Source organism: Pedobacter sp. L105, assembly GCF_009765875.1.
Lineage (GTDB): Bacteria > Bacteroidota > Bacteroidia > Sphingobacteriales > Sphingobacteriaceae > Pedobacter.
The window spans coordinates 137,134-162,560 of sequence record NZ_LMUP01000006.1 but is presented as its reverse complement, the minus strand read 5'-3'; the positions used below and the strand labels follow the sequence as shown (position 1 = coordinate 162,560).

Here is a 25,427-nt window from a genome sequence, read left to right as displayed (position 1 = left end):
AAAAGCCCTGCAAAAATGGAATTGATTCCATTTTTGCAGGGCTTTTAGAGATAATGAAAAATACAATAAGATAGAAACTATCTACTGCAAAAAAAATCTACACCGCTGAAGCAGCCGATTTCACTTTTAAATTTTTAAATTGATATTCAGAAAGAAGATGTCTTTTTTCGTTGATCTGAGTAAATTCTATTTTTTCTTCCTCTTCTAAAGCGGTCAATACTTCTTTAGCTTTGTTATAAGAACATCTGTATAACTCTCCGCCATTTTGTATCTTCCCATGTTTCTCATACTGGGCAGACGACTTATAATCAGCTAATTTCTGCTGAAAAAGACGTTCAACTTTTCCAAGCGTAGTTGTCTTAGCCTGAAGCAACAATTCCCAATCGTCATAACCCCCACTTTTAGCTGTAGAAATATTCAATGATTTGATTCTGTCTTTAACTTCATTGGAAGAACCCACCTTGATTAAGTGCGCTTTGATAGATCCTGCGATGTAGATATAACCAGTCTTATAAGTCCTTAATGCAAAAGGAATTTTGTCTGTATCTGCCTGCACAAAATCACCTTCAATATTTATAAAATTATAGTCCGCATTTGTTTCGCAACCCACAGCATTGTATGCCAGCACTTTATTTGCTTCAGACATATTTTGCTTCAATTCTTCCGAAAAACCTTCTCCATTAGCGTCAAACAGCAAATCTTCCGGAATTTGATGTTTTTTCATAAAGTCTTTCTGCTCTTTATTTAACGGGTTTTTAATAATCATAGCCAATATTAATCATATTTATTGGTTATAACGTATTCTGAATCTACGGTTTCAATCCAGTATCAGTATTGTTAAGGAAGCAGGACTTAAAATTACCTCCATTTTATTCGAATTAATTTTCTTTATGACCTCCGTTTTTTTAACCGCATTCTCTTGTTTAAAAGAATTAACTGCATACAAACTTTCGCCGGTAAAAGAGATTTGCTTTAGCGTAGCGATACCGAAAGCGGCAGGAAGATGGTCAATTTCAACCGCTGTTTTTATCATATGAAGGGTATCCCGATTTACGATTGTTAAAATGATCTGCTTTCCGTTTTCTGATAAACTGGAAGTTATATCCAAAGCCTTAATTCCAGGTGCAACATCCGGACCAGCCACGTCTGCTTTTAAAACATATTTCCCTGCATAATCGCGGAAAGCTTTAAGCGGTGTAAAAACAGTTTGCCTGTAAGATCCTTCGGCATCAGTCATGATTGGGGCGAGCACATTTACTGTTTGTGCCCAGGTAGCCATTCCTATGGATGCACTATGACGCTGGAAAAGATTTAAAAATGTGGCTACGCCCAATGCGTGCGACCAATTATACTGATATTCCATCTGATAAGCCCCTTTACCTTTTCCGGAGCTGATATCCCAGATCCCCCACTCATCTACAGCTAGTTTTACAGGCTCTTTTCTCGACGGAAAACGATACCAGGCATTAAAGTGCTCCACTTTAGCGGGCGTTTTATCTAAAAGGGATTCCATTTGTACCAGTGGTTTTTCCAGCTGATCAATAGAATGGATTAACGAAGTGAAACTCGTATCCGGTGGGATAGCATATAAATGTACAGATAGAAGATCACATACAGGCCCAAGCTGCTCTAAGACCTTAGTGCTCCACACCATGTCTTCAGAATTGCCAACCAGTATTAACTTTAAACTGTTATCCTGCAGTTTCATCAGCTTCACAAACTGCCAGGTATCTTTAATATATTGATTTACATCCTGATGACGGCCGGCATCTGTCTCTGCATATTCTTCATTTCCAATGCCCCAATACTTTACGTTAAAAGGCGCATCAAATCCATCCGCACGCCTTAAATTAGCATAATACGTATCACCTGTCCCATTACAGTATTCCACCCAATTGGCGGCTTCTTCCGGTGTTCCTGTTGCCATGTTCACTACCAGGAAAGGCTCTGCTCCTATTTTCCTGCAATAAGTAACAAATTCCGCGGTACCAAAATGATTGTCTTCCAGACCTCCCCAGATCAGGTTCTTACGTTTTTTTCTCAATGCTTTAGGCCCTATTCCGTCTTCCCAATGGTAGATCTTAGTGAAGGTTCCACCGGGATACCTTAGTAAGGGTGTACGCAGCTCCTTTACCTTCTCCAGCACATCTTTTCTAAAACCATCTTTATCAGATAATTTTGAATGTTCATCATAAATCCCGCCGTTCACTGCACGGCCCAAATGTTCAATAAACTGTCCATATTGGAAAGGATTTATCTCTGCAATTTTCTGTCGGGCATCAACTTTTATGGAAGCCTGTTCGGTATGTTGACAAAAAGCGGAAAATGTGATCAGGAGAAAAACAGGAATTAAGCTAAGCTTCATTAGGTTCTATAAAAAGCTGAAAATAGTAAATTATCATCATAAAAGGAGTCAAGCCCTCCTATCAACCTTTAAAACGGCAAAATTGCCCGAGCAAAAGATGAATATATTTTGTTTTGAAACTGGTATTGAATGATAATCTGCTATATTTAAAACATGAAGAGAATAATCCTTTTAGCTGTCTTATTAACGATCGTCCTGACAGGTAAAGCTCAAACAAATCATGATAAAACGGTCGAAAAATTGGCCAATCCTTTGACCTCTGGCGGTAAACTGAATCCCGATCAGGCCATAATGGATGTAAGACATTATACTATTGCTTTAAACGTAGATTTTAATAAAAAATCTATTAATGGATATACGGTCATTGACGTGATCATGGCAAAACCAACAAATCTATTGGTTTTTAATTTGCTGGACTCCTTTGTGATAAGCCAGGTATGGGTTAATCATCAGAAAGAACCCTTTATTTATAAAAATAACCTGATTAAGATTAACCTCAGCAAAGAGCTTGCAGCAGGAAAAGCAAGTGTTAAAATCGTATATGGCGGGAAACCACATGTAGCGCGCAGGCCACCATGGGATGATGGTTTTACATGGACCAAAGATTCTACCGGTCATGCATGGATGGCAATTACTGCCGAAGCAATGGGTGGTAAGCTTTACTTCCCAAGCAAAGATCATCCGTCTGATGAGCCTAATGAAGGGGTAGATCTCTTGATTACCGTTCCGAAAAATCTTGTTGTAGCAGGCCCCGGATTACTGCAAAAAGTTACCCGGCATGATACAACAGCTACCTATCACTGGAAAACAAATTATACAATTAACAACTATAGCATTTTATTTAATGTAGGCGACTATGCTGTAGTGAGCAGGAAATATAAAACTGTAGACGGCCATATTGTTCCCCTGCAGTTTTATGTACTTCGGGAACATGAATCCAAAGCAGCCCATCATCTTGATGTCTTTGAAAAAACCATCCACGAGCAGGAGAAATACTTTGGCGAATATCCCTGGGCCAAAGAAAAGATAGCCATAGCCGAAACTCCGCATCTCGGCATGGAACACCAGACCATGAATGCCTATGGCAATAAATTTCGCTATACCAAAGTTGGAGGTGAAGATTATGATGGTTTAATGCATCATGAGTTTGGACATGAGTGGTGGGGAAATAAGGTTACGGCCAAAGACTGGGCTGATTACTGGATACATGAGGGAATAAACACTTTTGGAGATGCCTTATATGTCCGCGAATTTGAAGGGGAAAATGCCTATATCAAACTTTTTCAGCAATCTGCACTAAGCTTTGGCAATAAAATTCCTATTGTAATAGGAAAAGATATTGATGAAGAGGCAGCTTATAATGGTGATATTTATGGAAAAGGTGCTTTCTTTATTCATACCATCCGTTATGTGATGGGTGATAGCTTATTTTTTCCAGCCATAAAAAAATTCGTTACCTCTCCGCGCTACACTTACAGTAATCTGGTGAATACCGATGATGTAGAGCAATTTTTCAGTAAAGAATCAGGCAGGGATTTAAAACCATTATTTGACCTATATATACGAAGCATTAACAAACTTGAAGTTCATATTAAACAGCTTAAAAATGATAAATACCTCATTCAGCTTGACAACATTGATATCCCGCTGCCAATGGAGATAACCACAGATACAGGTACTAAAAAGATGATTTTAGATAAAAAAGGCATAACAATAGAGAGTAAGTTATTGCCAGTGGTTGACCGGGACACCTATTATTTAAAGAAAACTATCTTTGAATAGCTATAAAAACAGCGCAAAATTTAGCCTGTATTTAGGTTTAAAAAAATAATACATGTTTCTTTTTAATTTATTAGAGAATCATTAACTTGTACATCAATATGGAAGACGATCTAATCCTGGAAAAACTCGAAAATTTACTCAATCAAGCGAAAAAGGTTGAAGTATTAAGTGATGCTAATTTCAATATATTGGACAATGTGATGCGCCAGTACTGGCTGATTGTAAAACAGCTGAATGGAATTGCCCCCAGCATATTTAATAATATAGCTACTAACGGTGTAATCGACCTGATCAACCGTTCCAATCTGACAGAAGCAGCTAAAGATCTGCAGGAAAAAACCGGTCACTATAAAGATTACTGGGATTACCTTACTTATTCCATTGACATCACGATCACTTATGTAAAAAATTACCTGCCAGAGCAAGTCTGATCCAGATACTAAGGAGTATTATTTACAGCCAGGATTAAATTATTCAAGCTCTATCCAGCTGACCAGATATTCTACTTTGTCAGCCGTAACCTTAAAAGGCAGATAGTAAACAATTGGTGATTCAAGGTATACCGCATTAAATCTCACCGCAATCACTTCCACTGGTTCATTATAATGTTCATTCGTTACCCTGGCCTCATATGTAATAGCAGACGCCCTTAGCAGTCCTGCTGCCAGTTGCTGATCAAAATCATGCTGAATGATGTTAATCAAACCGGTACTCAGTGGAAAGTCATCTCCATCATGAAACATACGCTGGGTAATGGTCAGTTCATTATTCAGATAAGTACCAAAAGGATAAAATTCGCCCTGTTCATCCAATAATAATTTAGCCAGAGAATGACAATAGTGTAAAAGGCCATTAAGCTCATCAGGAAGTGAATTCATGATCCAAAGATCACGATTTAAATGACGTTACGGCAATATTAAAACTTGTTTTATCCTGCCCGAACAAATTTGGCTTACATTTTCCTAAAAAGGACTATCATTTCAGTAATACTGCTTATATTGTTCGGTATATGATTAAAGATATACTAAATAATATATCATTGCTTTGTGATTCTTTTCCTGATCAGCTGAGAACAATAACAGCCGACCAGTTTTGTACTAAACCCTTAAATAAATGGTCAAAGAAGGAAATACTTGGGCATTTAGTAGATTCTGCAAACGTTAATATTCAACGGTTCATCAGAGGTCAAATTGAGGATAACCCCTCAATTTATTACGAACAGGATGAGTGGGTATCCGTTCAGGGATACCAGGAATATGATGATGAAAAATTAATCACCCTGTGGGAATCACTAAACCGTCATCTGGCCTATCTTGTAAACCGTATACCTGATACGGACCTTAGCAGAACCTGCCTCATGAAAAATGGAGAGCCGCGCTCTTTACAATATTTAGTTGAAGATTATCTTTCCCACTTACAGCATCACATCAGGCAGATCACAGCATAACGATATGAATATCATCATAAAAGAAACTAAGGACATTGAACCAGCCGCGATCATTGAATTATATCAAGCCAACCAATGGTCATCCGCAGAAAAGCCGGACCTATTATATAAAGCATTGATGAACTCTCATACATTGATTACCGCGTGGGAGCAGGAGAAACTGGTTGGATTGGGCAATGCATTATCTGATGGATTCCTGGTGGTTTATTACCCCCATCTCCTCGTTCATCCAGCCTACCAGGGAAAGGGAATCGGCAAGCTGATACTGGACAGGTTCCAGGAAAAATACAGTGGGTTTCATCAGCAGATCTTAGTTGCCGACGGAAAGGCAGTGAATTTCTATGAAAAATGTGGTTTCAAAACCGCAGGAGAGACAAAGTCGATGTGGATATACCAGGGGGATGATCATTAATCACATTGACTAGAGCGCTTGCATGGCAGGCAAGTCTCTAGTAACCCCTCGCCTGCCAGACAAATAATAAATCAGTTACAATAACTCAACAAATAATTACTTACAAAAAACATGTATTTATTCCGTAGCACTTGTAGCAAATAGTACTAGAATAATTTTAATTTCTCTTTTACCAGCCAGTAAACAAGACCTATGGCCAGTACACAAATAAATGCGATCATCAGCCACATAGCTAGGTTAACAGGTTTTTTATCTACAATGGAACGTGTTGCAGCTGATTTAGTTTTTACCTTAAAATTCGTTGATTGATTGCCGGTCTGGACAATGTTATTTTGAGTGATGGTTTGTTTGTCAATTTTTAGTGGGATCAGCTGGCTTTTCAATGTGGCTACTGCAGAAAGCACATGCGTGACCGGATTCAAAACCAGACTTACGTTTACCAGGTCATTCTTTACAGCGGTCATGCCACTGATCAGGCTATCCATATTCAAAATGGTTTCCTGTCTGACAGTCTTCTCAGGCACAAGCAAAACAGTATCAACTTTTTCTTTCACTGTAATAATAGAATGATTGATCATTAAACTTGAGCTGTCTCTTTTAACTTCCTGACTGGCTTCAGTTTTTAAAGTTGTTTTTTCTTTATGCACCTGTTTAAACAGACCGCAGCCGGATAAAACCAGCACCAGGGAGAACAATATTAATTTTTTCATCAGAATATATTTGTTTTATCTTAGTTTTTATTGTTTTATCAATAGTTCCTATTGTTTTTTAATTGTCTTCCAGTGCCTCTGGTGGTTTTATCGGTTATGAAGCTTATTTAAGATTATTTTTCACCCGTTTTTATTGTTCTTTTTGTGTTTAAGAGATCATAAACCCGGTCCATTACTTTTTGTAAGATGTAATCTCATGCAGGTTTCATATTCATCTTTTTAAGGGTATTAATTCAGCAGTTTTCCTGCTGATAAGATCTACCTTAGAACTGATAGGATAAGCCAGGTAATAGACTGCCGGCAGTTTAGATACAGCTCTGCCCGAGGACGTTCCCGACACGACTAAGAGCATAGGGAATAGGATCAATAACTTTCTCATTTGTTCTTTTTATAATATTGTTTAACTTTTTCTACTGTTCCGTCGAGGTTGATTAGTGAACTATCCAGTTTCTTACTGTTACTATCCTGCTGTTCTTTATAAGGTGCCAGTTGCTTAGGCAGTTCATTTTTCACGCTCCTTTCCACGGCGATATTGATTTTTTCATTAAGCAATGTGATATCAGCGATCCTGAGTTTATTTAAATCTGTAATGATGCTGAACATCCAAAAATTTAAAACCACCGACAATACCAGTAAAGCAGCCTTTGGGTCCTTTTCTATCGCTGCAAATAATTTATCAAACATCCGCTCTACCCAGGCGGCTTTTCGGTCTACCATATCCTGGTTATTCCCCAATCCGGGAATCTCTTTCTCTTCCATTAAAACGATGGTTATTTTACGTCCTGAATTGGTTTGGCCGGTTCGGTGGTAACGGTAGCAGAGCCATCCGGAGACACTTCAGTAGTTGTCTTCTGATCTCCCGGAGGCAGTTTATGTGCAGCTCCGAAATAAACCCCGAAAATACCGCCGATAACCGTACCGCCTATCAATCCGATGATTAAGGTTAATATTTCTTTTTGGTCTCCCCACCTGTATAAAATATAGCCAAGCATAATAGAAGCGATTACGCTCCAATAAAAAGCAAGCAATGCCCGGGGAGTTGTATTTTCATTAAGCATAAGCTGAACGGTAAGGTTTTAGTCTGGACAGCCAGCTGGAAAGAAATTGTTTTTGAGTGGGGTTTTGCGCCAAAGACCTATAATATGTTTCTCTTAACCTATTGTATTCTGCGTATAAAACAGCTGCAGGAAATGAATTTACAGCAAACAGCGTTTTGCTACCTATGTCCCCGTCATTGATTAATGCCGGAAGGTTCCCTCTTACATTATTATAGGCATCCTGCAATTTATCCCCCGCAGCATGTGTTCCGGAATTTACGCCAAAATCGTAAACAGAATTGGCCAGTTGCTGGTCATTAACATAATCCAGACTATTTACATTCCAGAAGTTTATTTTATAAAAAGCAGCAACTAAACCTTTGAGTTCAGGATCTGCCTGCGCATATTTGTTAATGATGAGCCAGGATGACCTTAAATGGACGTTTGCTCCTGCAGGTAGATGATCTTTCTTAATCTGGTCGATCAAGGTAAAGATTTTGGAACCCGGCCAGAAATTACGCGCAATTCCTGCCCAGGTTTCACCGCCCCGATCATTTGGATTGTTGGCGTATAACCCTTCATTCTCTCCTGTTTCTGCTGCTGCAATTTTGTAATCTGCCATGTGATACATTGATTAATAGATGTATCACAAATTTACCAAAGGGATGTCGGGCTATCGCCTTTTACAGCTTTTCAGCAGGTGATGATAAGTTTTTATTTTAATTTTAGTCTTTACTTCCTTTAATCGCTCTAAACAATGAACAGAGCATATTTATTTCTCCCTGTAGACATTTAAAATAACGGCTCATTACCATGAATTTCCATCGCCAATACCAATGTAAAATCCATTGATATACTTTCTTGTTTGTGGCCCGCTTGAACTGACAAGTTCATAACCTGTAAAAGGCACCAAACCATTTGCCAAAGCTATCGGTCCTGCAAGTGTTGTTTGACCTGTTACAGACATTGTACCTGTAGTATTAATTCCAGTTTTATCAATTACAGTTTCATTTGTTTCATCCGCATTACTAACTCTTAAACGGCCATTAGTATATATCTCTTTCCTACCCACTGAACTAAATCCATTTGCATCTGTCGGGCTTATTCCTATTGACATACCTGGACCATTGACAGCATAATAATACATTAACACTCCATTTGCTCCTACTCTACGATATAAATAATCTGATTGATAGGTTCCGTCTGAAAACTGTACGGGCGGTATATCGGAACTACGCACAGTTTCATATGCGCTATCGTCATCTAAAAGAGCAAGAACAGCACCCGCGGCATTAAGTACTTTTAGATTATTGTCAACTCCATTGATCTCTATGTGTTTAACACCAGCCTCAGCAGTTTTAACGTTTCTTACTGTTAGATTTTCTGCAGTAATCGCATTTGCTAATAATAGTCCAGTAGCTACACTATCAAACTGTGCCCCGAAAGGATTATAGTAAGCTGTATTTGTAGGGAGTGTACCTGCTGGAATATTACCTGCATCTGTCCTTGTTGTATACCACAGGTTGTTTGACGGGTACTGAACTGCCTGTATCCTGATAGCCGTGCCAACATAAACCGTAGTAGCGAGCCATTTACCAGAATTTGTTAAATAGGCGCCCTGCACACCAGATGTACCACTCGTTCTTACCGGCACTCCCCAGGTACCTACTAAGGTAGATTGATCCTGATATTCTATATCTTCAGGGGCTGGTGTCCACTGATCAGCGACGTTACCTTTTTGAATTTTTAAATTCCTGATTACATAAGACTTATTTTCTATGCCTCCAAAATCAACGAATTGAAAAGTCGTGTCACCTCCATTAAGATAAGTTGTCACGTTAAATGTCAACGAATAAGTGTTTTCTACGTTTGATGCTGCTACAAGTACATATTGGGGTGTTCCATTGCAGATATCAATAGGAATGCTGGATCTCTGATTAGCTGAGGCAATAAATGAAATTGTCCACAATCCATTAGAATTTATAACATTTTGAATCCTTATATTACCTCCACCTCCAGACTGACCAATAATAGTTATCCCGTTATTTGTAGTTCCATTATGTGCAGCTGATCCGACATTTGTAAGTGTTAGGACGGAGTTTTTACTAAAATAATTTCTTGCCCCATCTTGTGGGTTTTTAATAGCACTTGTCATCCAGAGATACTCACCTGTTCCGAGCGTAGGCTGTGCCAAAGTCCATAATGAAGGATTAACATCCGTAACAGTCAGAGCCGGTGCAACGGTAGAACTGCCATTCTTTTGATATCTGAATTGAGTAAAAGCAGCACTCACACCTATAGAACCATTACCTTGTGATGCATACACAGCCCAATAAATACCAGCAAGAGGAGTTTGCCCGGCAGTTGCAACCGCATTGATAAATATCCATTGCGATCCGTTGTATAAAACTGTATCACCTTTATAATAGGTCGACCCAGCATCATAGTCCCCTCTGTACGCAGGTAATGGAGAAACTATTCCGGATCCACTTTGCATCAGAGCTCCACGTAAGGTCAGTGTTTTTGGAGTTGTAACACCGTAATCCATTCCTGAGGCACCAGGAGCACCAAGATTAAACTGAGCTGTTTCAACATCAAAATAATTTTGTTTAGTTATATCCTGAAGCCTGCCCGAAGTAATAGTATTCCCGACAGTATAGGTTATCCCTTTAGTAAATTCAAAGTTTCTGTATCCATCAGTATTTACCTCAAATAATTGCCCTAAATTAAAACACCAGAAACCGGCAAAACTTCCAACTGTAACAGGCGTTTCGCTGATTTCCCAGGTACCTGTTAATGTAGTTGTCGAACATTTAGCATATACATAATAATATTTGGCAGGGGTTAAACCTGTTATACTTTTAGCCGTCATGATCCAATCATACCCTACCCCATCAATCTTATAAATCCGATGGACCAATTGCCCGGCACTAATAGACAAGCTATTTTCATTACCGGCGATATTTGTGCTGATCACTACATCTATTAATCCAAAATTTTGTGAATCGAAACCCACTTTGGTCATGGCAGCAAATAATGTAGCCGCCCCCTCAGCCAAACTTCCATCAGGATCAAAAACACGTCCGGCAAGATTATTCAGGTTAATCGAATTCTGCCTTGCAGACTTTATATTACTTAAACTGATATTTTGTATCTGATCTGTACTTTTATCTACATCAGCAAACAATTTCACTATCTTATCGTAAGTAATTTGATTACCAATTACACCGGTAATAGCATACTCATTAACCAGGGGATAACTAATCTCCGTAAAACGAAGTATTTGGTTTGCCAAATTCAAATCACTATCTGTTACAGTGATCCTATCTCCGCACTTAATAGAAATGAGGTTATCCCTTAAATACTTTTCATCAGTTTTGACAGTAAAAACAAGTATTTGAGATTTGTTTTCATTCAGATAAACTGTAGCAGCTGCAAGCAGGTCGGCTTCCGCTTTTGTAACGTATGCATCTGGCATACGGATATCATAGAAAGTAAAACTATCTCCAACAGCCGGCAAATTAAGGGTATTAGGGGTAATATACCCATTTGCATCGGTATTGTTAATCAGCGTAACTATTTTAGTTGCGAAATCAAATCCTGCCACCTGAAACTCGATCCCGGTAAGCTCACCTGTCAGAAATCCTACAGTAGCGTTTACTCCGGATTGGAGATAGGCCATCACATCAAAATCGATAGCCTTATCAGTGATTGTAACATACGATACCGATCCATCGGCAGCACTGACTACCGTTCTCGACGTAACTACCCCTTTATAATGCGGAAAAATCAGATCGTTCGAATATTTTGCTTCTTTTACAGATTCTGTTTTAGCCGTCACACCAGGCGTTTGAATATATTCACCTTCTATGATCAGGTTCTTTTGGAGACCATCCCTATAAGTTGAATCAATGTTACGGGTACCGCCTATTGCATACACCCTGTTAATAATATTCTTACTGGTGTCGGGCTTCCTGGAAATCCCCTGCAGGCCTTTTCCCCGGCCCATCTGGATGTTAACAGTGGTATCCCTGCCTACAGTAGCAACCATACTCACTACCCTGCCAGTAAACTGGTATTCTAAACCAAATGCTTCTGCAACAATGTCAAGCGCCTCTCGGCAGTAAGTCCAGCTGTAATTTACGATTTGTGCTACAGTGGGGTCAACCGTCCCAACCGACCAGCCAGAGCTGTCCCTGTTGGCATTATTGACAATTAGTTGCAGTTGGGAAGCAGCATTCCCATAATACGGAAAGTCTTTCAATCCCGTTGAACTGATTACAAACTCATCCAGGAATTGATAAAATTCAGCCTCGAAAGTAATATTATACTTCTTCGTATTTGAATCATTACTTTTATCGAAATCCGGCAGGATATGGATCACATAATTTTCCGATTTCCAGGTAATATAATCTCCCTGTTGAATGGAAAGTGCTGTTTGCGCAGTCACAGGACAGGTAATTAGCTTAGTGCCAGGTATTTTTTCATTATAAACAGTATTCTCATCTATATCAATAGATGTTAATACAGCCCCTGCCCTATAAATGATCAGTGAATTTATCATTGGTATACAATTACTTTAAGAGCCCTCAGGCTAAATGAAATTAATAATAGCATTCTTATATTTTTTATTGGTTATACTCCCAACGTTGTTTTAAAAGTATTGAGCGTGTTAAAAAGTAATAGCTCATCAGCATCAGTCCAGGCGGAGGCACCATAAGCCAGAGAGAAAATCTTGGCCCTTGAATAAAAAGATCCATTTCCGTCAAGACTGTTTCCCTCCAACATTGGCAATGTTCCATCTGAAAATCCGGTATAGGGTACCGTTGAAGTAGCGATCGGTACACCGCCATCATAAAGTCTCATGGTTGTCCCATTCCTTGATGTGGATAGAAGACCTGTTTTAGATCCATCATATCCGGCTAAGGTAATTCCTTGTCCTGCGTTAACATTGATAGTTCCTTTTGGGGCAGCAATCTGACCGGCTGTTCCGCTACCTCTAAGTAACACTGCCGAAAAGCTATTTGTACTTGTTGGGGGGGCATGTCGTCCAAGAATATAACCAGCACCACTGGTTTCAGGTGTGCTGTTCCAGGCATGTAGATGAAAGTTTGACAGATCTTTAATCAAATACGTTGAAATACCCCATTGAGTTGAAGAAGGCTGATAACCACTGGCAGTATGCGCTGCTGCCGTGTCTGCCAGGAAAGCAACATTATATGCCTGGTAGTTCAGTACATTTAATGAATCCACTGCTGAATTACCCGTAAAAAAAAGCCTTAGTACTTCTAATTTCTTATCCAGACCGCCTGCAGACATTGAATTATATAAAGTTCTTAATGCGCCTTTATAAGTTGTATTTGTAATATTAGCAGCACTGATATACTGCTCAATCCATCTCGTATTTCCTAGACCTAACGCGCTGAAATCTGCACCTGTTACTACTATTTCCATTTTATTTCTTTTATCTGTTATAAATATTTTTCAAACATTGGACACCAATTGTGCAAGGGATAGTTAAGACCGGCCGGCTGATATTTCAACGTTGTACCCTGGCTGTCGCGAAGGCAACCCCGGGCACCAGCAACAGGCCCGGATTTACCAATTGTTCCGTTCAGTCCATAAGTAAGTCTCATTCCTGAAACGACTGGAACAGGTAAAACAATTTTTATTGTATTGGGCCGCGGCTGGCTTACGCTGGTAATAGTGATCTCTGTGCCGGTTAAGTCATATATCTTGAATCCTAAATTACCAGGGTCAGTTACTATGGTGGTATCTATTACAAGGGGAGATACAGGGGTGTAAAATCTTAAATTCAGCACACTTGTATCCATTGAATAATCTGTAATAGAAATAGGCTTCCAATCTATCCCGTCCACCACAATTCTTTTCATGATATATCCCGCCAATGCGCCAACCATAGCATAAGAATTACCTATTAAGTGCAACTGATCTGTAGAGTGGGTATAAGGGTATAAGCATGGCCCCTGGTAGAATCCGGATGAAGTTTGTGTCAACTCATATAATGATAACGCAATTGTTGGGGCAGCACCGTTATTCCAGTTTTGGGAAGCCATTTGATAATTCAGGAAAACAACATCATTCTTTTGCCCCGTTATTGCTTTTACGTCTGTATTGATATTTAATTTAAGTTTAATCAGCGCATTTTTATAAGTCGTTTTATCACTACCCTGATCTGCTTCTCCCTGCATCCAGAAAACAGCAGGAAGGTTATAACTTTTACCAGCTGCATTAGCCAGGGACTTACCATTTGTTACCCCATCAATAAACCTTTGATAATTCGTAGTTCCTTTTGATAACTGGGCAATAGTCTGGCTCCCCATTCCTGGAGCACTAACCAACAGGTCATAAATATTTGTTACTCCATCCATAGCAAAGCCATCTGCAATTACCTGCTGCTTAATCATACGTCCCATAGCACCGCAAACTGTTTCTGTTCCACTTTCTACCTCTAAGACCAGTGAACTGTATCTTGTTGCATCACTATCATACTGCAGCATGGCTGGGCCTTTAAAAAATGTATATATACTATTTTCTGCCGTAGTGGTAACTATTGGGGTTCCATAAGCGCCAATAGACAAAGACTGGCCATATGGAATATAATGATTTACATCTGCCATGAATCCGGATATCCTTTTGGTTTCAGCTCCCGAACCAATAACTGATCCGTCAAGATTGATCCCATATCCTATATATCCATTTACATCTGTGAGTACCAATGCATATTTATCATTCTTTATGATCGTATTACCGTTCAGCAATCCCGTAACGAGGGAATTTACAGTAAGCACATTTAAAGCAAAGGGGGATGTCTGGTTTTTAATAGAAATATCGGCAATCTGAAGTGTCCCATTAGATTTTAGGACAGCTCCTACATTACCATTTACATCAGAAAAATTTAGATTTCCGGTAGCATCAATTTTTACATTAGTAAGGATTGGTGCCAAAGCCGAAACATCAGCTTTAGATGCAACACCTGCTGTAATCGCCTGGGCAACTGCCGAGGAGGTTATATAATTTGTAAGCGTACTGGTAAGTACTGCCCCAGTAATATAATTGGCAAGGGTACTCGTTAATGTGCCCGGACTTACAAAGGCCGCAGTAATATCTGATAAATTGATGTAAAACATCTTTCCATCACTTAACCTGGCGGCCATTATTTTCTCTGTACCTAATAAAGGCGTGAGAGCGGTATATCCATCTGGGAATGTTAAACTCATTTTACTGTAATTAGATTATTAATATTTTTATTGCCCTAATGACATCTGTTGCATTTGATATTATAGCTCTAGCTTTATCAAAAGCTGATATGAAATTTTAAGATTAATTTGAAATGGTAATTTCAATGTCGGTTTGAAGGTTTATAAGAGATTAAATTCTAAAGGCCTACTCTATTTACGAATTGACCAAAACCGGTTCCTATTCGGTTAGCACCTACACCAGAAGGATGTAATCCATCCACTGTCATTGTAGAAAAAGTGTACGAGTTTATCCCGCTTTGTCCGAACGCATCCCAGCAGGGGATACCCATGTACCGGCATTTATCCTGAATCATTTTCGCAATCCCTTCCATAGTCAAACCATTGATATTAGCAGCCGGCGGGGTGTAATTAGGCTCTGTTGCATAGTAACCCCTATTGGTAGGTGTCATAAATACAATTCTTTGAGACGGTTTCAATGTTAAAATTTTATCTACCACATTGGCAACAGCACCCGCAATAGTATTCATCGTTTTATCATCGGTTACGTTACCTAACGTATCACCACCATGCCCATAATCATTAGTTCCACCTAATACAGTTAGAATATCACAATTAGTAAGCATGTCGGCTGTAAGTGCATCAGCACGTGTCCCCAACAACGCTCCGGTACTTCCTAAATTGTATGTGTTTTTTAAACCAGTAGCAGCAATGAAGGACGAGAACCATTGCCCTTGAAATGTGATAGAGTCACCCAATGCAACCCAATTTTTACCATCCCAATTTCCTAAGCTTGTACCTGCTGCAACTTTCTTCTGATCAAATACATATCCGAAGACGATATGTCTTCCAGGCATACTAATAACCCCCGGACTGGTTTCTTCAATGAACATAAGATTAGCAAAAGAAGCTATCTGAACACAACCTCTGTGATATACTGCACCTGCAGGCGCAACGGTTATATTATTTGTATAGGTTGCAGCTGCCAACCATTTTTTATTTACGTCAAACCATGCAGTCAACGTAAGACCTACCATTACTAAGCCGTCTAAGCTGTATGTGTAAGACTTACCAGCGGTTACCGGCATAAAGCCAGTAGTAGAAAAACCGGCATTTACAATAGTCGCACCAGTATTTTTATCCATTGAATAGCCGGACAGAAAATCAATTGCGTTAGTATCCAGCCTGTTGATTCCTAAATTTAGAAAATTTGTATTATCTGGTGTAAGGAATGCTTTTTTAGCAGAAACCGCTGATGTGACCGCATCTTTCACGCTTTGATCTGACATGGCATCTATGAATAAGCTCGGTGCCGCAAATATTGGTGAATCAACGGTATTACCAAGTACATAACCATACTTTACCCAGGTAGTTGGAACAGCAGTACCTTCAACTGCTATAGCAGTTGTCGAAAATAATGTGGATATAGAAAACCGCATATATGCAGCATTTACGGGTGGAACCGTTGTTAGCCCTGTAGTTGCATCTGTAGTAGAGAAAGTACTCCCTATAGCCACTTTATCTATGCTGTACCAATAATAACGCCCCCCGGTTAAAGGAGTGAAAGCAGATCCATAGTATATTCCATATTGAGATCCTTGATTTACTTTAAAAAAATCTGTAGTTGTATAAGTAGATTGAGCAACAGCTACTCCTCCATTTGAAATGATAAAACCAGCAGACCACGTAAATGGGTTTATTAAATTGGCAGTTTTAATTAGAAAGTTTGTACTATCTGGTGTAATAAATGCTTTTTTACCAGCAACCACAGCTGCTATCACGTCTTTCACAGTTTGATCTGACATGGCATCTATGAGAAAGCTCGGTGCCGCAAATACTGGTGAATCAACGGTATTACCAAGTATATAACCATACTTTACCCAGGTAGTAGGAACAGCGGTGCCTTCAACTGCTATAGCAGTATTCGTAATAAATGATGTAAATATAGAAAACCGCATATATGCAGCATTAGTAGGCGGAACGGTTGTTAGCCCTGTAGTTGCATCTGTAGTGGAGAAAATAGATCCTATGGGCACTTTATCTATGGTGTACCAGTAATAACGTCCCCCAGTTAAAGGAGTGAAAGCAGACCCGTAGTATATTCCATATTGAGACCCTTGATTTACTTTAAAAAAATCTGTAGTAGTATAAGTAGATTGAGCAACAACTACTCCTCCATTTGAGATGATAAAACCAACAGACCAGGTAAATGGATTTATTAAATTGGCAGTTTTAACAGTTCTGATACCATCATAAGCTGACAATCTATTTGTCCATTTACCGCTTGTTCCCGGAACATCAGCAGCAAGGGTTGCTACGGTAGCATTAACGTAATCTTTACCCAAATAAGTCACCTGTGAACCAATTGGATAAACCTGCGCTACCCATGGCAAACTTGATTGAGCCGTTCTTGCGGCAGTCTCGGCTGACAATTGAGCAACTGTTGCAAATGATGCCGTGATATCTGATAAATTAATATAAAACATCTTTCCATCACTTAACCTCGCGGCCATGATTTTTTCTGTACCTGTTACTGGATTGAGGGCGGTATATCCATCCGGGAATATTAAACTCATTTTATTAGAATTAAATTGTAGTTATTATCTGTGATTAAATCCCCGGCCCTATTTATAAGGCAATTAGGGTATTCATTTAATTTTGTCATATTCTAACAGTAATTTGGTTACTGTTAGAATCAGTCACCAAATCTCCGAGGCTATCCATAAGGTTGATTATTGTACCACCTACACCCGATTCTGTCAGTTTACATTCTACCAGGGCATAACAGGAAGAGCCATGCGCATAAATGTTAGATACTGTAAAGCCGTCTTTAACAAAGAAAGCCCTGATCTTATCATTATTTACCGTAAGGTTTCTCATCCCAGGTGTGGAGAACAGTGCCATCAAAGCCAGAATTTTTGCTTTCAGTAACGAATAGCTTGCCTGTTTGATCACCAGCTTAAACGTTAATGAAGGAACCTCTTTTTTTGTGACAACATAGCCTTCCTTGCCATAGGCAGTCACATCCATTTTCTTCGGTGCGGTCCTGTTTCTCCGGTCACCGGAAAGTTCTATGAAGGCACCTCCTAAAGAAGCAAAACTAACGCCGTCAATGCCGAACTCTGAGCTGGTCCCTACTGGCAATACCCCATTCATAGTTACAATAGGCTCCCGAAAGGGAATGGTAATTTTAATTCCCTTGTCAGAAAGATAATCTCCAGTGACAGCTGCGCTTACACCAACATTAAAAGTCCCCCAGTCTGTTACCAATGGAACTAATCCGGTAAAACTGTCAATAAGACTATAAAGAGAATTAACTTTAGTCATATAATCATACTGATTTTTACCTGTGATGAAGCCGGTTAGTTTCAAATCACGCCCACCAAAGAATATTTCCGAGGCAGAAACATAAGGTTCAATTCCATCTTCATCTGCCCAGTCCTGGAAAGTCTTACCTAACCTTGCCGGCATATCTAAAAAACCCGATAATGCTATATCCGAACCATCCTGACGGGAAGCCGTAAATCCAATAGAAGCTAAGTCTGTGTTACCTAAATTATACATCATACGAAATTAAATAAAGGGAAAGCGGGTACAGGCGAAACGCACTTACTATCCCCTTTGTGGTAAAGTTTAAGCCTTAATCCCTGCGTTCCTCAAAGTCTGGTCTATACTTGTTGTGGCAACAGGACTTGTATTGCTGACAATCTTATCCAGCTTGTCGCCAATCCCGTCCGTATTGTTCGCCGTTCTCAACGTGTTTTCGGCAATAGCGATCGTTGTACTGAAGTTTTGAGTAGCCAACACATACATATCTCCAATAGTGCCGCTCATTGATTTGACGGTATCATACTGTCCAATCCAGATACCCAGTGCACGGTTAGCCGTATCTTCGGTAATTGCCTGGCCAACTATGGTTCCGGATACAGCCGTGGTTGGTGCCGTACCTCCTGTTATTTTATCTACTTCAGCGCTTTGTGCAGAGGCATTGGCTATAATTCCATTGTATTCATCTTTTAACGAAGCTTCTTCGTCTGCTGTTAATCCATCTTTTGATGCATCAGCGAACTTTTTATAAAAAGCATCGATAGCAGGCGTGAGGTAATTGCTTTCAATCGCACTGTACATGGCATTGCTCATCAGGGTTTTAAAATCCCCTGCAAAATCTGTAGCAGATCGTTTTCCATCTTTAAAACCCTGGATAATTGAATCCGAGATACTGGAAGCCGTTGTACCGGTTACCGACTGATTAATGGCATCCTGTGTGGCCTGGGTTTCGGTAGCAATGGATGTTGATTCATCATGAACTTTTTGAAGTGCCTCAAACCAGGTTTTAGTAGTATCAGTTAATTTTCCCTCCGTATACAATTTGAGCAGTGTATCATAATCCGCAGTAGAAACTCCGGATGTATCCTGAACTACCGATGTTTTTTTTCCAACGCCAAGAAATCCCCCTGACTTTACGGTATGCTCCCCGGTGACCTGTTGTCCTTGTGATTGTATCTGGGCTAATAGCGTAGCTTCATCCGCTGCATTTGAACTTTTTTGAGCCACTAATAATTTTTCTTTAGCATCTAACTGTGCTAAGGTCGCATCTGTCACTGAAGCGGCAGTTAATGCCTGAGATCTTAGTAATTCATTATAAGAAACCTGACCAAGCACCAGTGAGTTTTGATAGGTCTGCAAAGCTTTTGCAGAGTCGATAGCGCTTTGTTTAGAGGCTTTAAAAAAACCAATAACACTTTTGGTAACACCTAATACGGCACTGACGGCTGCACTTGCGGGACCCGCGATCGCTAATCCCCCGGCAATATCACCTTTAAGACCGCCTCCGGCATCAGTTGACGTTGCATTAAAGTTTTTAAATCCACTATTAACACCATCGATTCCCTTTATGGTAGCAGCTGTTGCACCTGTAATTCCAGATAGGGCCTTAAAAACATTACTTAAACCACCATCCAATCCTTTTGTAGAATCTGCCAGACTTTTAAATGCATCAGAAGTTTTTTGAAACTCGTCAGACACATTTAGTTTACCATTTGCAACATCAAATGCCTTTAGAGCTGCATCACCATTCTTTTTTGCCTGCGCCGCATTCTCAGTATCTCCATTATCCTCTAGAATCTTTACCTGATCCTGATATTTTTGTTGAAGCACCAATCTTTTTTCATTGATACTTTCAGTATCAGCAAGTGCTTGTTGAAGTTCTTTGCTATCATCCTTTGATTGATCATTATCAGCAGCAGGTATAGTTGTATTATTTAATAAATCGCGTTGCTTATTACCTAAAATAGTGTGGTCATCATCGTCAGGAACCTGGTCATCCAGATATGCCTGATAGGTCTTATACTTTGTGATATCCTCACCGAATGCTTCGTCAGCTGTTTTTTCGCCTACCTTTAATTTGTATGCATTATATTCATCAAACAGGGCCTTTTTAGCCGCGTAAGTCTTTTTATCTTTTTCAATTTCAACATTCGCACTAATCGTATCTAAATCAGTTTTTTTACTAGCATCGGACGAATCCAAGGCTTCTTTTCTAGTTACAGGTGTATTATCTAATGTTAACGTTTTTCCACTTTTATCTTGCTCTGCTTTATCGTAAAAATCATTAATAGATTGATTCAATTTTAGATACTTATCATTTACTGACTTAACCTCAGCAGAATCCTGATTTTGTTGAGATTTTACGGCATCATCTCTATATTCCTGTAATTTTTTACTTAAATCAGCAGCATCCTGTAAATCTGCTTTGTCAGGTTTATCCGGTGTGTCAGATTCGACTTGAGATACGGTTGATGTTTTCCTCACTTTTGCAACCTTTGGTACTTTCAAAGTTGCCTCTAAGGCTTCACTGTCTGAATTTGCCTTCTCTGTATTCTTTTTTTTCTGATCGGCATTAGCCAGCGCAGCCCGCGTTGATGCATTAGTAGTGGGCTTGCCAGCACTTTCTGCGTCAGCAATCTTCTTATTTAATTCAAGAAGACTATTTTTGAGCCGCAGTTCTTCCTTAATAGCTGCAAGCCCCGCTTGAACTGCAGCTTCACGTGTAGCCCTATCTTTAGTCGAATCGCTTGCAGTTTTCTTACTCTGTGTAACAATAGTTTCTTGCGCCTGAAGATTTGAATCCTGCGTTGACGCTTGTATTCCCTGCTGTTTCCTTAATGCAGAAACATCTGAAGACGTACTGAGAATATCACTTACTCCTGCTTTTACTTTTCCTATGGGATCTACTACTCCGGTAACACTCTGCGCAACGCCATCCAAAACTTTTGCCAGATCAAGATGAATCAAACCATCCATGATCACGCCCAGCGCCTTAAACCTGTTGATCACCTGGTTTTCCAGAATCTGACCGAAATTTTTTAAACCCTCTGCCGAAAATATATTGGCAATTCCTTTTCCAAAACTAATGGCTGCATTTGTAAGCAAATTGAAGCCAATTTTTAAAGGTTCTAAAGCACTGCTCACTTCATCAATCCCCTCCTGGGTTTGAGTGAAATAAGCAACCAAAGAACCTAAACCAACAAGCAGTACACCAACCCCGGTAGAAGCTAAAGCTACTCTAAACAACTCCATCCCTGTAGTTACAGCCTCAGTTGCTGCTGCTGATGCTTCCAGGGCAATAACAAAAGCTTCTTCTGCCTCAGCAGCAGTCATAAGCCCTTCCGACAATAATTCTTGCGCAAGTACAGCATCCCCTGCAGATAGTGTCGCTATATCCTGAGCAGTAGTTATTGAAGTCAAAATAGTTAAAAAATCCGTATACAAGTCTGATATACCTTTTATCACCTCATCTATGGTCTTCATTGCTGTATCGTAGTCTTCAACTACTTTTGTTACTGTATTGAAACCGTCCGACAAATCGCTTAAAACGCTTTTATAAGCCGATGTACTATCCTTATTACTTTCTAATACACCCTGCAGTTCCTTTAACTGCTCAGTTAATGACTTAACTTGTTCCAGGGCAGAATCTACATCAATAGTAACTACTATACCCGTAGCCTGAACCTGTAAATTTGCATATGCCTTGGCAAGTTCTTCTGCATTTTTTTTTGCTTCACTTATATCCAGATTAACGGTATAGCTTAGTGAGTTACTACCTGATGTTTCTTCCATAATTTAAAATATATCACTTGCGTTCTTAATTTCTTTTTTTTCTTTCTTGTCACTGTAAGATGGGATGGACGACAGGTAAAGCATAAACTCATTCCACGACATTTCCCATTTGATCTTTTCCGGATCCGGCCAATGAAAATACTTACAGGCACTGCCTAACATTCGCTGTGGGAGGCTATCTACTCGCTCCCGTCTATTGGATCGATCCGAGGTTTCAGAATGCTGTCCGTCCCCTTTATTAAGATCGTAGAACTGGTAAAAGCCTGCATACCGGCACCTTCCAAAATCGGGTACAGGGCATCATACAGCAGTTCACTGGTAAAATTATCCCTCACAAAGGCTAACAATTGCCTGGATGGTTCAAGTTTATTATTCTGAATACCTGCAGCTACAATATAGACGATATGATCACCGTATTTGCTGATCAGTGGTATGGCCAGCTCATAAAGAGTGTTGCCAATTAATTCATCAGGTAATAACATCGCCTTGTCGGCAATTCTGATCATATTGCCGGTAACAGAAGGGTACAGCTCAAAAACCCTGTATTTCTTTTTATTCCTGGTGATCCAGTGCACAAACTTTTCCTTCCTGGTGTAATAGCGGATGGGAATAACAAGGTCCCGAATTTTCCGGCCAATGGTCAGGTCCGCAACCCGCTTTAATATTTCAGCTTCTTCCATTATTAATTGTATGGTTATTCTAATCAAAAAAGCCGCATGTGATATGCATGCGGCTTCTTATTATTTACTTTTTTTTACCTGCTTTTCCGTATCTTGCGGAACCAGCTGAATCAATAGTCCTACCTTTAGAATTTCCTCCGCCCGTTCTTCAGAAAACACTACCTCGTCATCAGGTCTGTATTTTCGGCCAGTTTTGGCGTCAGAAAATTCTTCAACTATCCGGTACTGCATTAGGCAACTGTTGAGTTGATTGCAGTTCCGTCTTCATTTACCCATTGTTTAGTGTAAACCAATGCTTTAGTTGTACCAGCCAGTGTGTAAGAACTCAAAGTTGCAGTCAGCAGTAATTGTTCAACAGCACCAGTGGTCAGGTTATTGGCATAAGTAGTCACAACAGTAGTGTTGTAAATGGTAATGATCGCTTTACGACCGTCTTTAACCGGCTGACAAGTGATTTCGAATGCAAGATTTGCAATCTTCTCAGTAGCTCCATAAGTTAACATGGTAGTAGCAGCTACATAATCAACATTAAATAAAGCCTGTACAATAGTTGGGGTTTGTTCCAAAAGTCCTACCTCAAAGGTATCGCCATCACCAGGTGCATAAAAACTAACGAAGGGAGCGCTGTCACCTTCAGGGGTAATACTTGTTTTAGTACCTACAGTTTTTGTAAACTTAACGGTACCGGGAGCAATTTTCGGCATGCTCTGCCAATCAGCAGGTGCGATTACTCCAGCGTTACTCGCCGGTGCCCATCTAATACCTTCAATTCCTCCAAGTGCGAATGTTTGTGTTGCCATAATTATAAATTTTTAAAGTTTGTTTGTATTGAATAATAGCTAAATGTGATGGATACGAACCAGCTGCCATCGGTATCCTGCACTAAATTTCCTGCTGCAGTAACCTGGGTATTAAATGACGGTTTGTATTGGGTATCCAGATAAGGTGTAATGGCTTTGCAAAGAGAACTTAGCGTATCCTGGTCAGGCAACAGCTGCACACTACCATCAGGCTGTGTTTCGCTTAGTGCCGGCACATATACATTCACGGTTCCGGAGCCCGCCTGATTCCACGCATTAGTTATCCCAAGGCTTTTTACCACAATGTCTATCTTATTGCTTTTACTAGGACGCACATCAGCATATATCTTTCCATCAATCAGCCCGGTAATTTCGGGAATATTGATCAGTGATATAATATCTGCAGCAACGTCAAATCCGTCTTTCATAATCCTAATAATTTAATTTTTTTGAATTGAAACCGATAAGCATTCCATTTACTTCCCGCTATCTGAATCCAAAAGTACGCTTGTAAAATGGCCTTCTAAAACGTCCGGGTTTACCTTGCAACGATAATAAGTCACCCTTTTTTTTCCAGGAAATTTTACATAATATTTTCTGCCTAGCCTTATCCATGCAAGCAACCTAAATCGAAATAGCTATAGCAGGATACTAAATAAAATAGTATTATTGTATCAAATAAAATCATATGGCCCCATTTAATATTACCCTCGCAGATAACATTGAATTTACGGTGACTCCAGTTCATTTAAACGGCACAGCTATTAGCTATCAGATCTCAATAGCGGGAAAAAATCACGGGTTGTTAACTCCATATACAGACGATCATACAGGGGTCGCCTGGAGAACGGACGATCCTATGGATTCCAGCCTGGTTAATATGATAGGCCGGTTAATAGACCATCACGGCAGATAATCTTCTCTGCAAATCACATCCTCCTCTATTACTGATCGTTGGAAAGAACATCAGTTTCTTTCTTTTCCAATACTTCATCAATGTCTTTCTGAACACTGTCGTTAAGGATCTTTCTAAAAATAAATGTCATAAACAGGAAGCAGCACAGGATAGCAACAATGATAGCAAATGCGATCAGTACCTCACTTGATATATTTCTCGGGTCCATTAGATTAGGATTTAGGGTTTATCATTAATTTATAACCTGGCTGATCTGGCTTATCTGCTGTTTCATCAATCAGGTGCCCATAAGTCTCATCCATAATTACATAAAACATAAATTTTGGAATTGGCTTCCCAATACAATCTACATATTGCTGGTACAAAACATGTTTTGGAGTAGCGCGACTGGTTTCCATAAAAATTTCTGAAAGGGATTTAAAATCTAATCCAAACCTTTCGGGATGATGCATGACTTGTTTATAGGCGTCAATAGCCTCGGATGTTAAATTCATATTTTTCTATTTAAAGTTATGGTCAGGTATACGGGAGTGATCAGGAAAAGACTCCACAGATTTAGCCAGGCCGGCTTTATACCGGCTGTTCGGCGATCCTTTATAAAGGCAGCTATTACCAATCAGGAGGATACAGAAGATAACAGCTATCCCCCATATGATTTTGATACGGATATCCATAGCTATTGTTCCCCTACAGGTTTCTCGTAATTGTAGGCAACCGAACTAAAATGTGTTCCCGTTACATCTCCCAGGTAAACACCAATTCGTTCTCCCCAGACCATCCCGGTTTCTTTTTGAAAAGCTTTGACTATAGCTACCGATTCTGCCAGTAAACCGTCGTAATATTGTGCTACCTCCAGGGCTTTCTCCTGGGTAATCATTCCATTAACTGATCTATTGCGTAGTGCTTGTTGTATTTTACTCATGATGTATAATTATTTGT

General features: G+C 39.7%; 26 protein-coding genes. 5 read left to right on the top strand and 21 right to left on the bottom strand.

Translation table 11 applies throughout. The annotated features are described in order from the left end of the window. Window positions 1-97: 97 nt before the first annotated feature. Both GSQ84_RS12945 and GSQ84_RS12940 read right to left on the bottom strand, forming a co-directional pair. The gene (locus GSQ84_RS12945) at window positions 98-766 is read right to left on the bottom strand and encodes a GIY-YIG nuclease family protein (RefSeq protein ID WP_158797694.1); all 669 of its coding nucleotides are present in this window, start codon (window positions 764-766) and stop codon (window positions 98-100) included. Window positions 767-817: 51 nt separating this feature from the next. After that, a complete protein-coding gene (locus GSQ84_RS12940) occupies window positions 818-2,365 on the bottom strand; it encodes an alpha-L-arabinofuranosidase C-terminal domain-containing protein (RefSeq protein ID WP_158797693.1) in 1,548 nt (515 codons plus the stop codon). Window positions 2,366-2,518: 153 nt separating this feature from the next. Between GSQ84_RS12940 and GSQ84_RS12935 the strand changes: the two genes are divergently transcribed. Continuing rightward, a complete protein-coding gene (locus GSQ84_RS12935) occupies window positions 2,519-4,147 on the top strand; it encodes a M1 family metallopeptidase (protein ID WP_158797692.1) in 1,629 nt (542 codons plus the stop codon). Between the two features lie 98 nt (window positions 4,148-4,245). Continuing rightward, window positions 4,246-4,578 carry a hypothetical protein gene (locus tag GSQ84_RS12930; protein WP_158797691.1) on the top strand — a complete coding sequence of 111 codons (333 nt, stop codon included), beginning with the start codon at window positions 4,246-4,248 and terminating at the stop codon, window positions 4,576-4,578. Window positions 4,579-4,617: 39 nt separating this feature from the next. Here GSQ84_RS12930 and GSQ84_RS12925 read toward each other — a convergent pair whose 3' ends face one another. Beyond that, entirely contained in the window at window positions 4,618-5,025 is a 408-nt protein-coding gene (locus tag GSQ84_RS12925) for a hypothetical protein (protein ID WP_158797690.1), read from the bottom strand. Window positions 5,026-5,156: 131 nt separating this feature from the next. Here GSQ84_RS12925 and GSQ84_RS12920 point away from each other — a divergent pair, with 131 nt between their 5' ends. Both GSQ84_RS12920 and GSQ84_RS12915 read left to right on the top strand, forming a co-directional pair. Beyond that, window positions 5,157-5,594 carry a DinB family protein gene (locus GSQ84_RS12920; protein WP_158797689.1) on the top strand — a complete coding sequence of 146 codons (438 nt, stop codon included), beginning with the start codon at window positions 5,157-5,159 and terminating at the stop codon, window positions 5,592-5,594. A gap of 4 nt (window positions 5,595-5,598) precedes the next feature. Next, the gene (locus GSQ84_RS12915; protein ID WP_158797688.1) at window positions 5,599-6,006 is read left to right on the top strand and encodes a GNAT family N-acetyltransferase; all 408 of its coding nucleotides are present in this window, start codon (window positions 5,599-5,601) and stop codon (window positions 6,004-6,006) included. A gap of 146 nt (window positions 6,007-6,152) precedes the next feature. Here GSQ84_RS12915 and GSQ84_RS12910 read toward each other — a convergent pair whose 3' ends face one another. The 15 genes from GSQ84_RS12910 to GSQ84_RS12840 form a co-directional block, all read right to left on the bottom strand. Continuing rightward, on the bottom strand, window positions 6,153-6,716 hold the full coding sequence (locus GSQ84_RS12910; RefSeq protein ID WP_158797687.1) for a hypothetical protein: 564 nt from the start codon (window positions 6,714-6,716) through the stop codon (window positions 6,153-6,155). Between the two features lie 211 nt (window positions 6,717-6,927). Continuing rightward, window positions 6,928-7,095 carry a hypothetical protein gene (locus tag GSQ84_RS12905; RefSeq protein WP_158797686.1) on the bottom strand — a complete coding sequence of 56 codons (168 nt, stop codon included), beginning with the start codon at window positions 7,093-7,095 and terminating at the stop codon, window positions 6,928-6,930. After that, window positions 7,092-7,475, bottom strand: coding sequence for a hypothetical protein (locus GSQ84_RS12900; RefSeq protein WP_158797685.1), 384 nt, complete (start codon window positions 7,473-7,475; stop codon window positions 7,092-7,094). The genes GSQ84_RS12905 and GSQ84_RS12900 overlap by 4 nt, the downstream gene beginning before the upstream one ends. A gap of 11 nt (window positions 7,476-7,486) precedes the next feature. Next, complete coding sequence (locus GSQ84_RS12895) at window positions 7,487-7,774, bottom strand: hypothetical protein (RefSeq protein ID WP_158797684.1); 288 nt, start codon at window positions 7,772-7,774, stop codon at window positions 7,487-7,489. Beyond that, window positions 7,767-8,375: a glycosyl hydrolase 108 family protein gene (locus GSQ84_RS12890; protein ID WP_158797683.1), complete on the bottom strand. Its 609-nt coding sequence runs from the start codon at window positions 8,373-8,375 to the stop codon at window positions 7,767-7,769. The genes GSQ84_RS12895 and GSQ84_RS12890 overlap by 8 nt, the downstream gene beginning before the upstream one ends. Window positions 8,376-8,561: 186 nt before the next feature. Further along, window positions 8,562-12,317, bottom strand: a complete 3,756-nt coding sequence (locus GSQ84_RS12885; RefSeq protein ID WP_158797682.1) for a phage tail protein — start codon at window positions 12,315-12,317, stop codon at window positions 8,562-8,564. Between the two features lie 71 nt (window positions 12,318-12,388). Further along, window positions 12,389-13,207 (bottom strand): hypothetical protein, encoded by an 819-nt coding sequence (locus GSQ84_RS12880; RefSeq protein ID WP_158797681.1) that lies wholly within the window; start codon window positions 13,205-13,207, stop codon window positions 12,389-12,391. Window positions 13,208-13,224: 17 nt separating this feature from the next. Then, on the bottom strand, window positions 13,225-14,994 hold the full coding sequence (locus GSQ84_RS12875; protein ID WP_158797680.1) for a sialate O-acetylesterase: 1,770 nt from the start codon (window positions 14,992-14,994) through the stop codon (window positions 13,225-13,227). A 158-nt stretch (window positions 14,995-15,152) separates the two neighbouring features. Next, window positions 15,153-17,549 carry an SGNH/GDSL hydrolase family protein gene (locus tag GSQ84_RS12870; RefSeq protein ID WP_158797679.1) on the bottom strand — a complete coding sequence of 799 codons (2,397 nt, stop codon included), beginning with the start codon at window positions 17,547-17,549 and terminating at the stop codon, window positions 15,153-15,155. 85 nt (window positions 17,550-17,634) lie between these two features. Next, window positions 17,635-18,540, bottom strand: coding sequence for a hypothetical protein (locus tag GSQ84_RS12865; protein ID WP_158797678.1), 906 nt, complete (start codon window positions 18,538-18,540; stop codon window positions 17,635-17,637). 66 nt (window positions 18,541-18,606) lie between these two features. Continuing rightward, a complete protein-coding gene (locus tag GSQ84_RS12860; protein ID WP_158797677.1) occupies window positions 18,607-22,092 on the bottom strand; it encodes a hypothetical protein in 3,486 nt (1,161 codons plus the stop codon). A gap of 179 nt (window positions 22,093-22,271) precedes the next feature. After that, window positions 22,272-22,772: a hypothetical protein gene (locus tag GSQ84_RS12855; protein WP_158797676.1), complete on the bottom strand. Its 501-nt coding sequence runs from the start codon at window positions 22,770-22,772 to the stop codon at window positions 22,272-22,274. Window positions 22,773-22,832: 60 nt separating this feature from the next. Further along, on the bottom strand, window positions 22,833-23,003 hold the full coding sequence (locus GSQ84_RS12850; protein ID WP_158797675.1) for a hypothetical protein: 171 nt from the start codon (window positions 23,001-23,003) through the stop codon (window positions 22,833-22,835). Next, window positions 23,003-23,572 (bottom strand): hypothetical protein, encoded by a 570-nt coding sequence (locus tag GSQ84_RS12845; RefSeq protein WP_158797674.1) that lies wholly within the window; start codon window positions 23,570-23,572, stop codon window positions 23,003-23,005. Before GSQ84_RS12845 ends, GSQ84_RS12850 begins: the two co-directional genes overlap by 1 nt. A gap of 2 nt (window positions 23,573-23,574) precedes the next feature. Then, window positions 23,575-24,000: a hypothetical protein gene (locus GSQ84_RS12840; protein WP_158797673.1), complete on the bottom strand. Its 426-nt coding sequence runs from the start codon at window positions 23,998-24,000 to the stop codon at window positions 23,575-23,577. A 260-nt stretch (window positions 24,001-24,260) separates the two neighbouring features. Between GSQ84_RS12840 and GSQ84_RS12835 the strand changes: the two genes are divergently transcribed. Beyond that, window positions 24,261-24,488, top strand: a complete 228-nt coding sequence (locus GSQ84_RS12835) for a hypothetical protein (RefSeq protein ID WP_158797672.1) — start codon at window positions 24,261-24,263, stop codon at window positions 24,486-24,488. A gap of 28 nt (window positions 24,489-24,516) precedes the next feature. On the opposite strand, the gene GSQ84_RS12830 is transcribed toward GSQ84_RS12835, so the two are convergent. From GSQ84_RS12830 to GSQ84_RS12820, 3 genes are all read right to left on the bottom strand, one after another. After that, window positions 24,517-24,696, bottom strand: coding sequence for a hypothetical protein (locus tag GSQ84_RS12830; protein WP_158797671.1), 180 nt, complete (start codon window positions 24,694-24,696; stop codon window positions 24,517-24,519). Between the two features lie 4 nt (window positions 24,697-24,700). Then, complete coding sequence (locus tag GSQ84_RS12825) at window positions 24,701-24,982, bottom strand: hypothetical protein (protein WP_158797670.1); 282 nt, start codon at window positions 24,980-24,982, stop codon at window positions 24,701-24,703. A gap of 182 nt (window positions 24,983-25,164) precedes the next feature. Continuing rightward, window positions 25,165-25,410 (bottom strand): hypothetical protein, encoded by a 246-nt coding sequence (locus GSQ84_RS12820; RefSeq protein WP_158797669.1) that lies wholly within the window; start codon window positions 25,408-25,410, stop codon window positions 25,165-25,167. Between the last annotated feature and the right edge of the window lie 17 nt (window positions 25,411-25,427).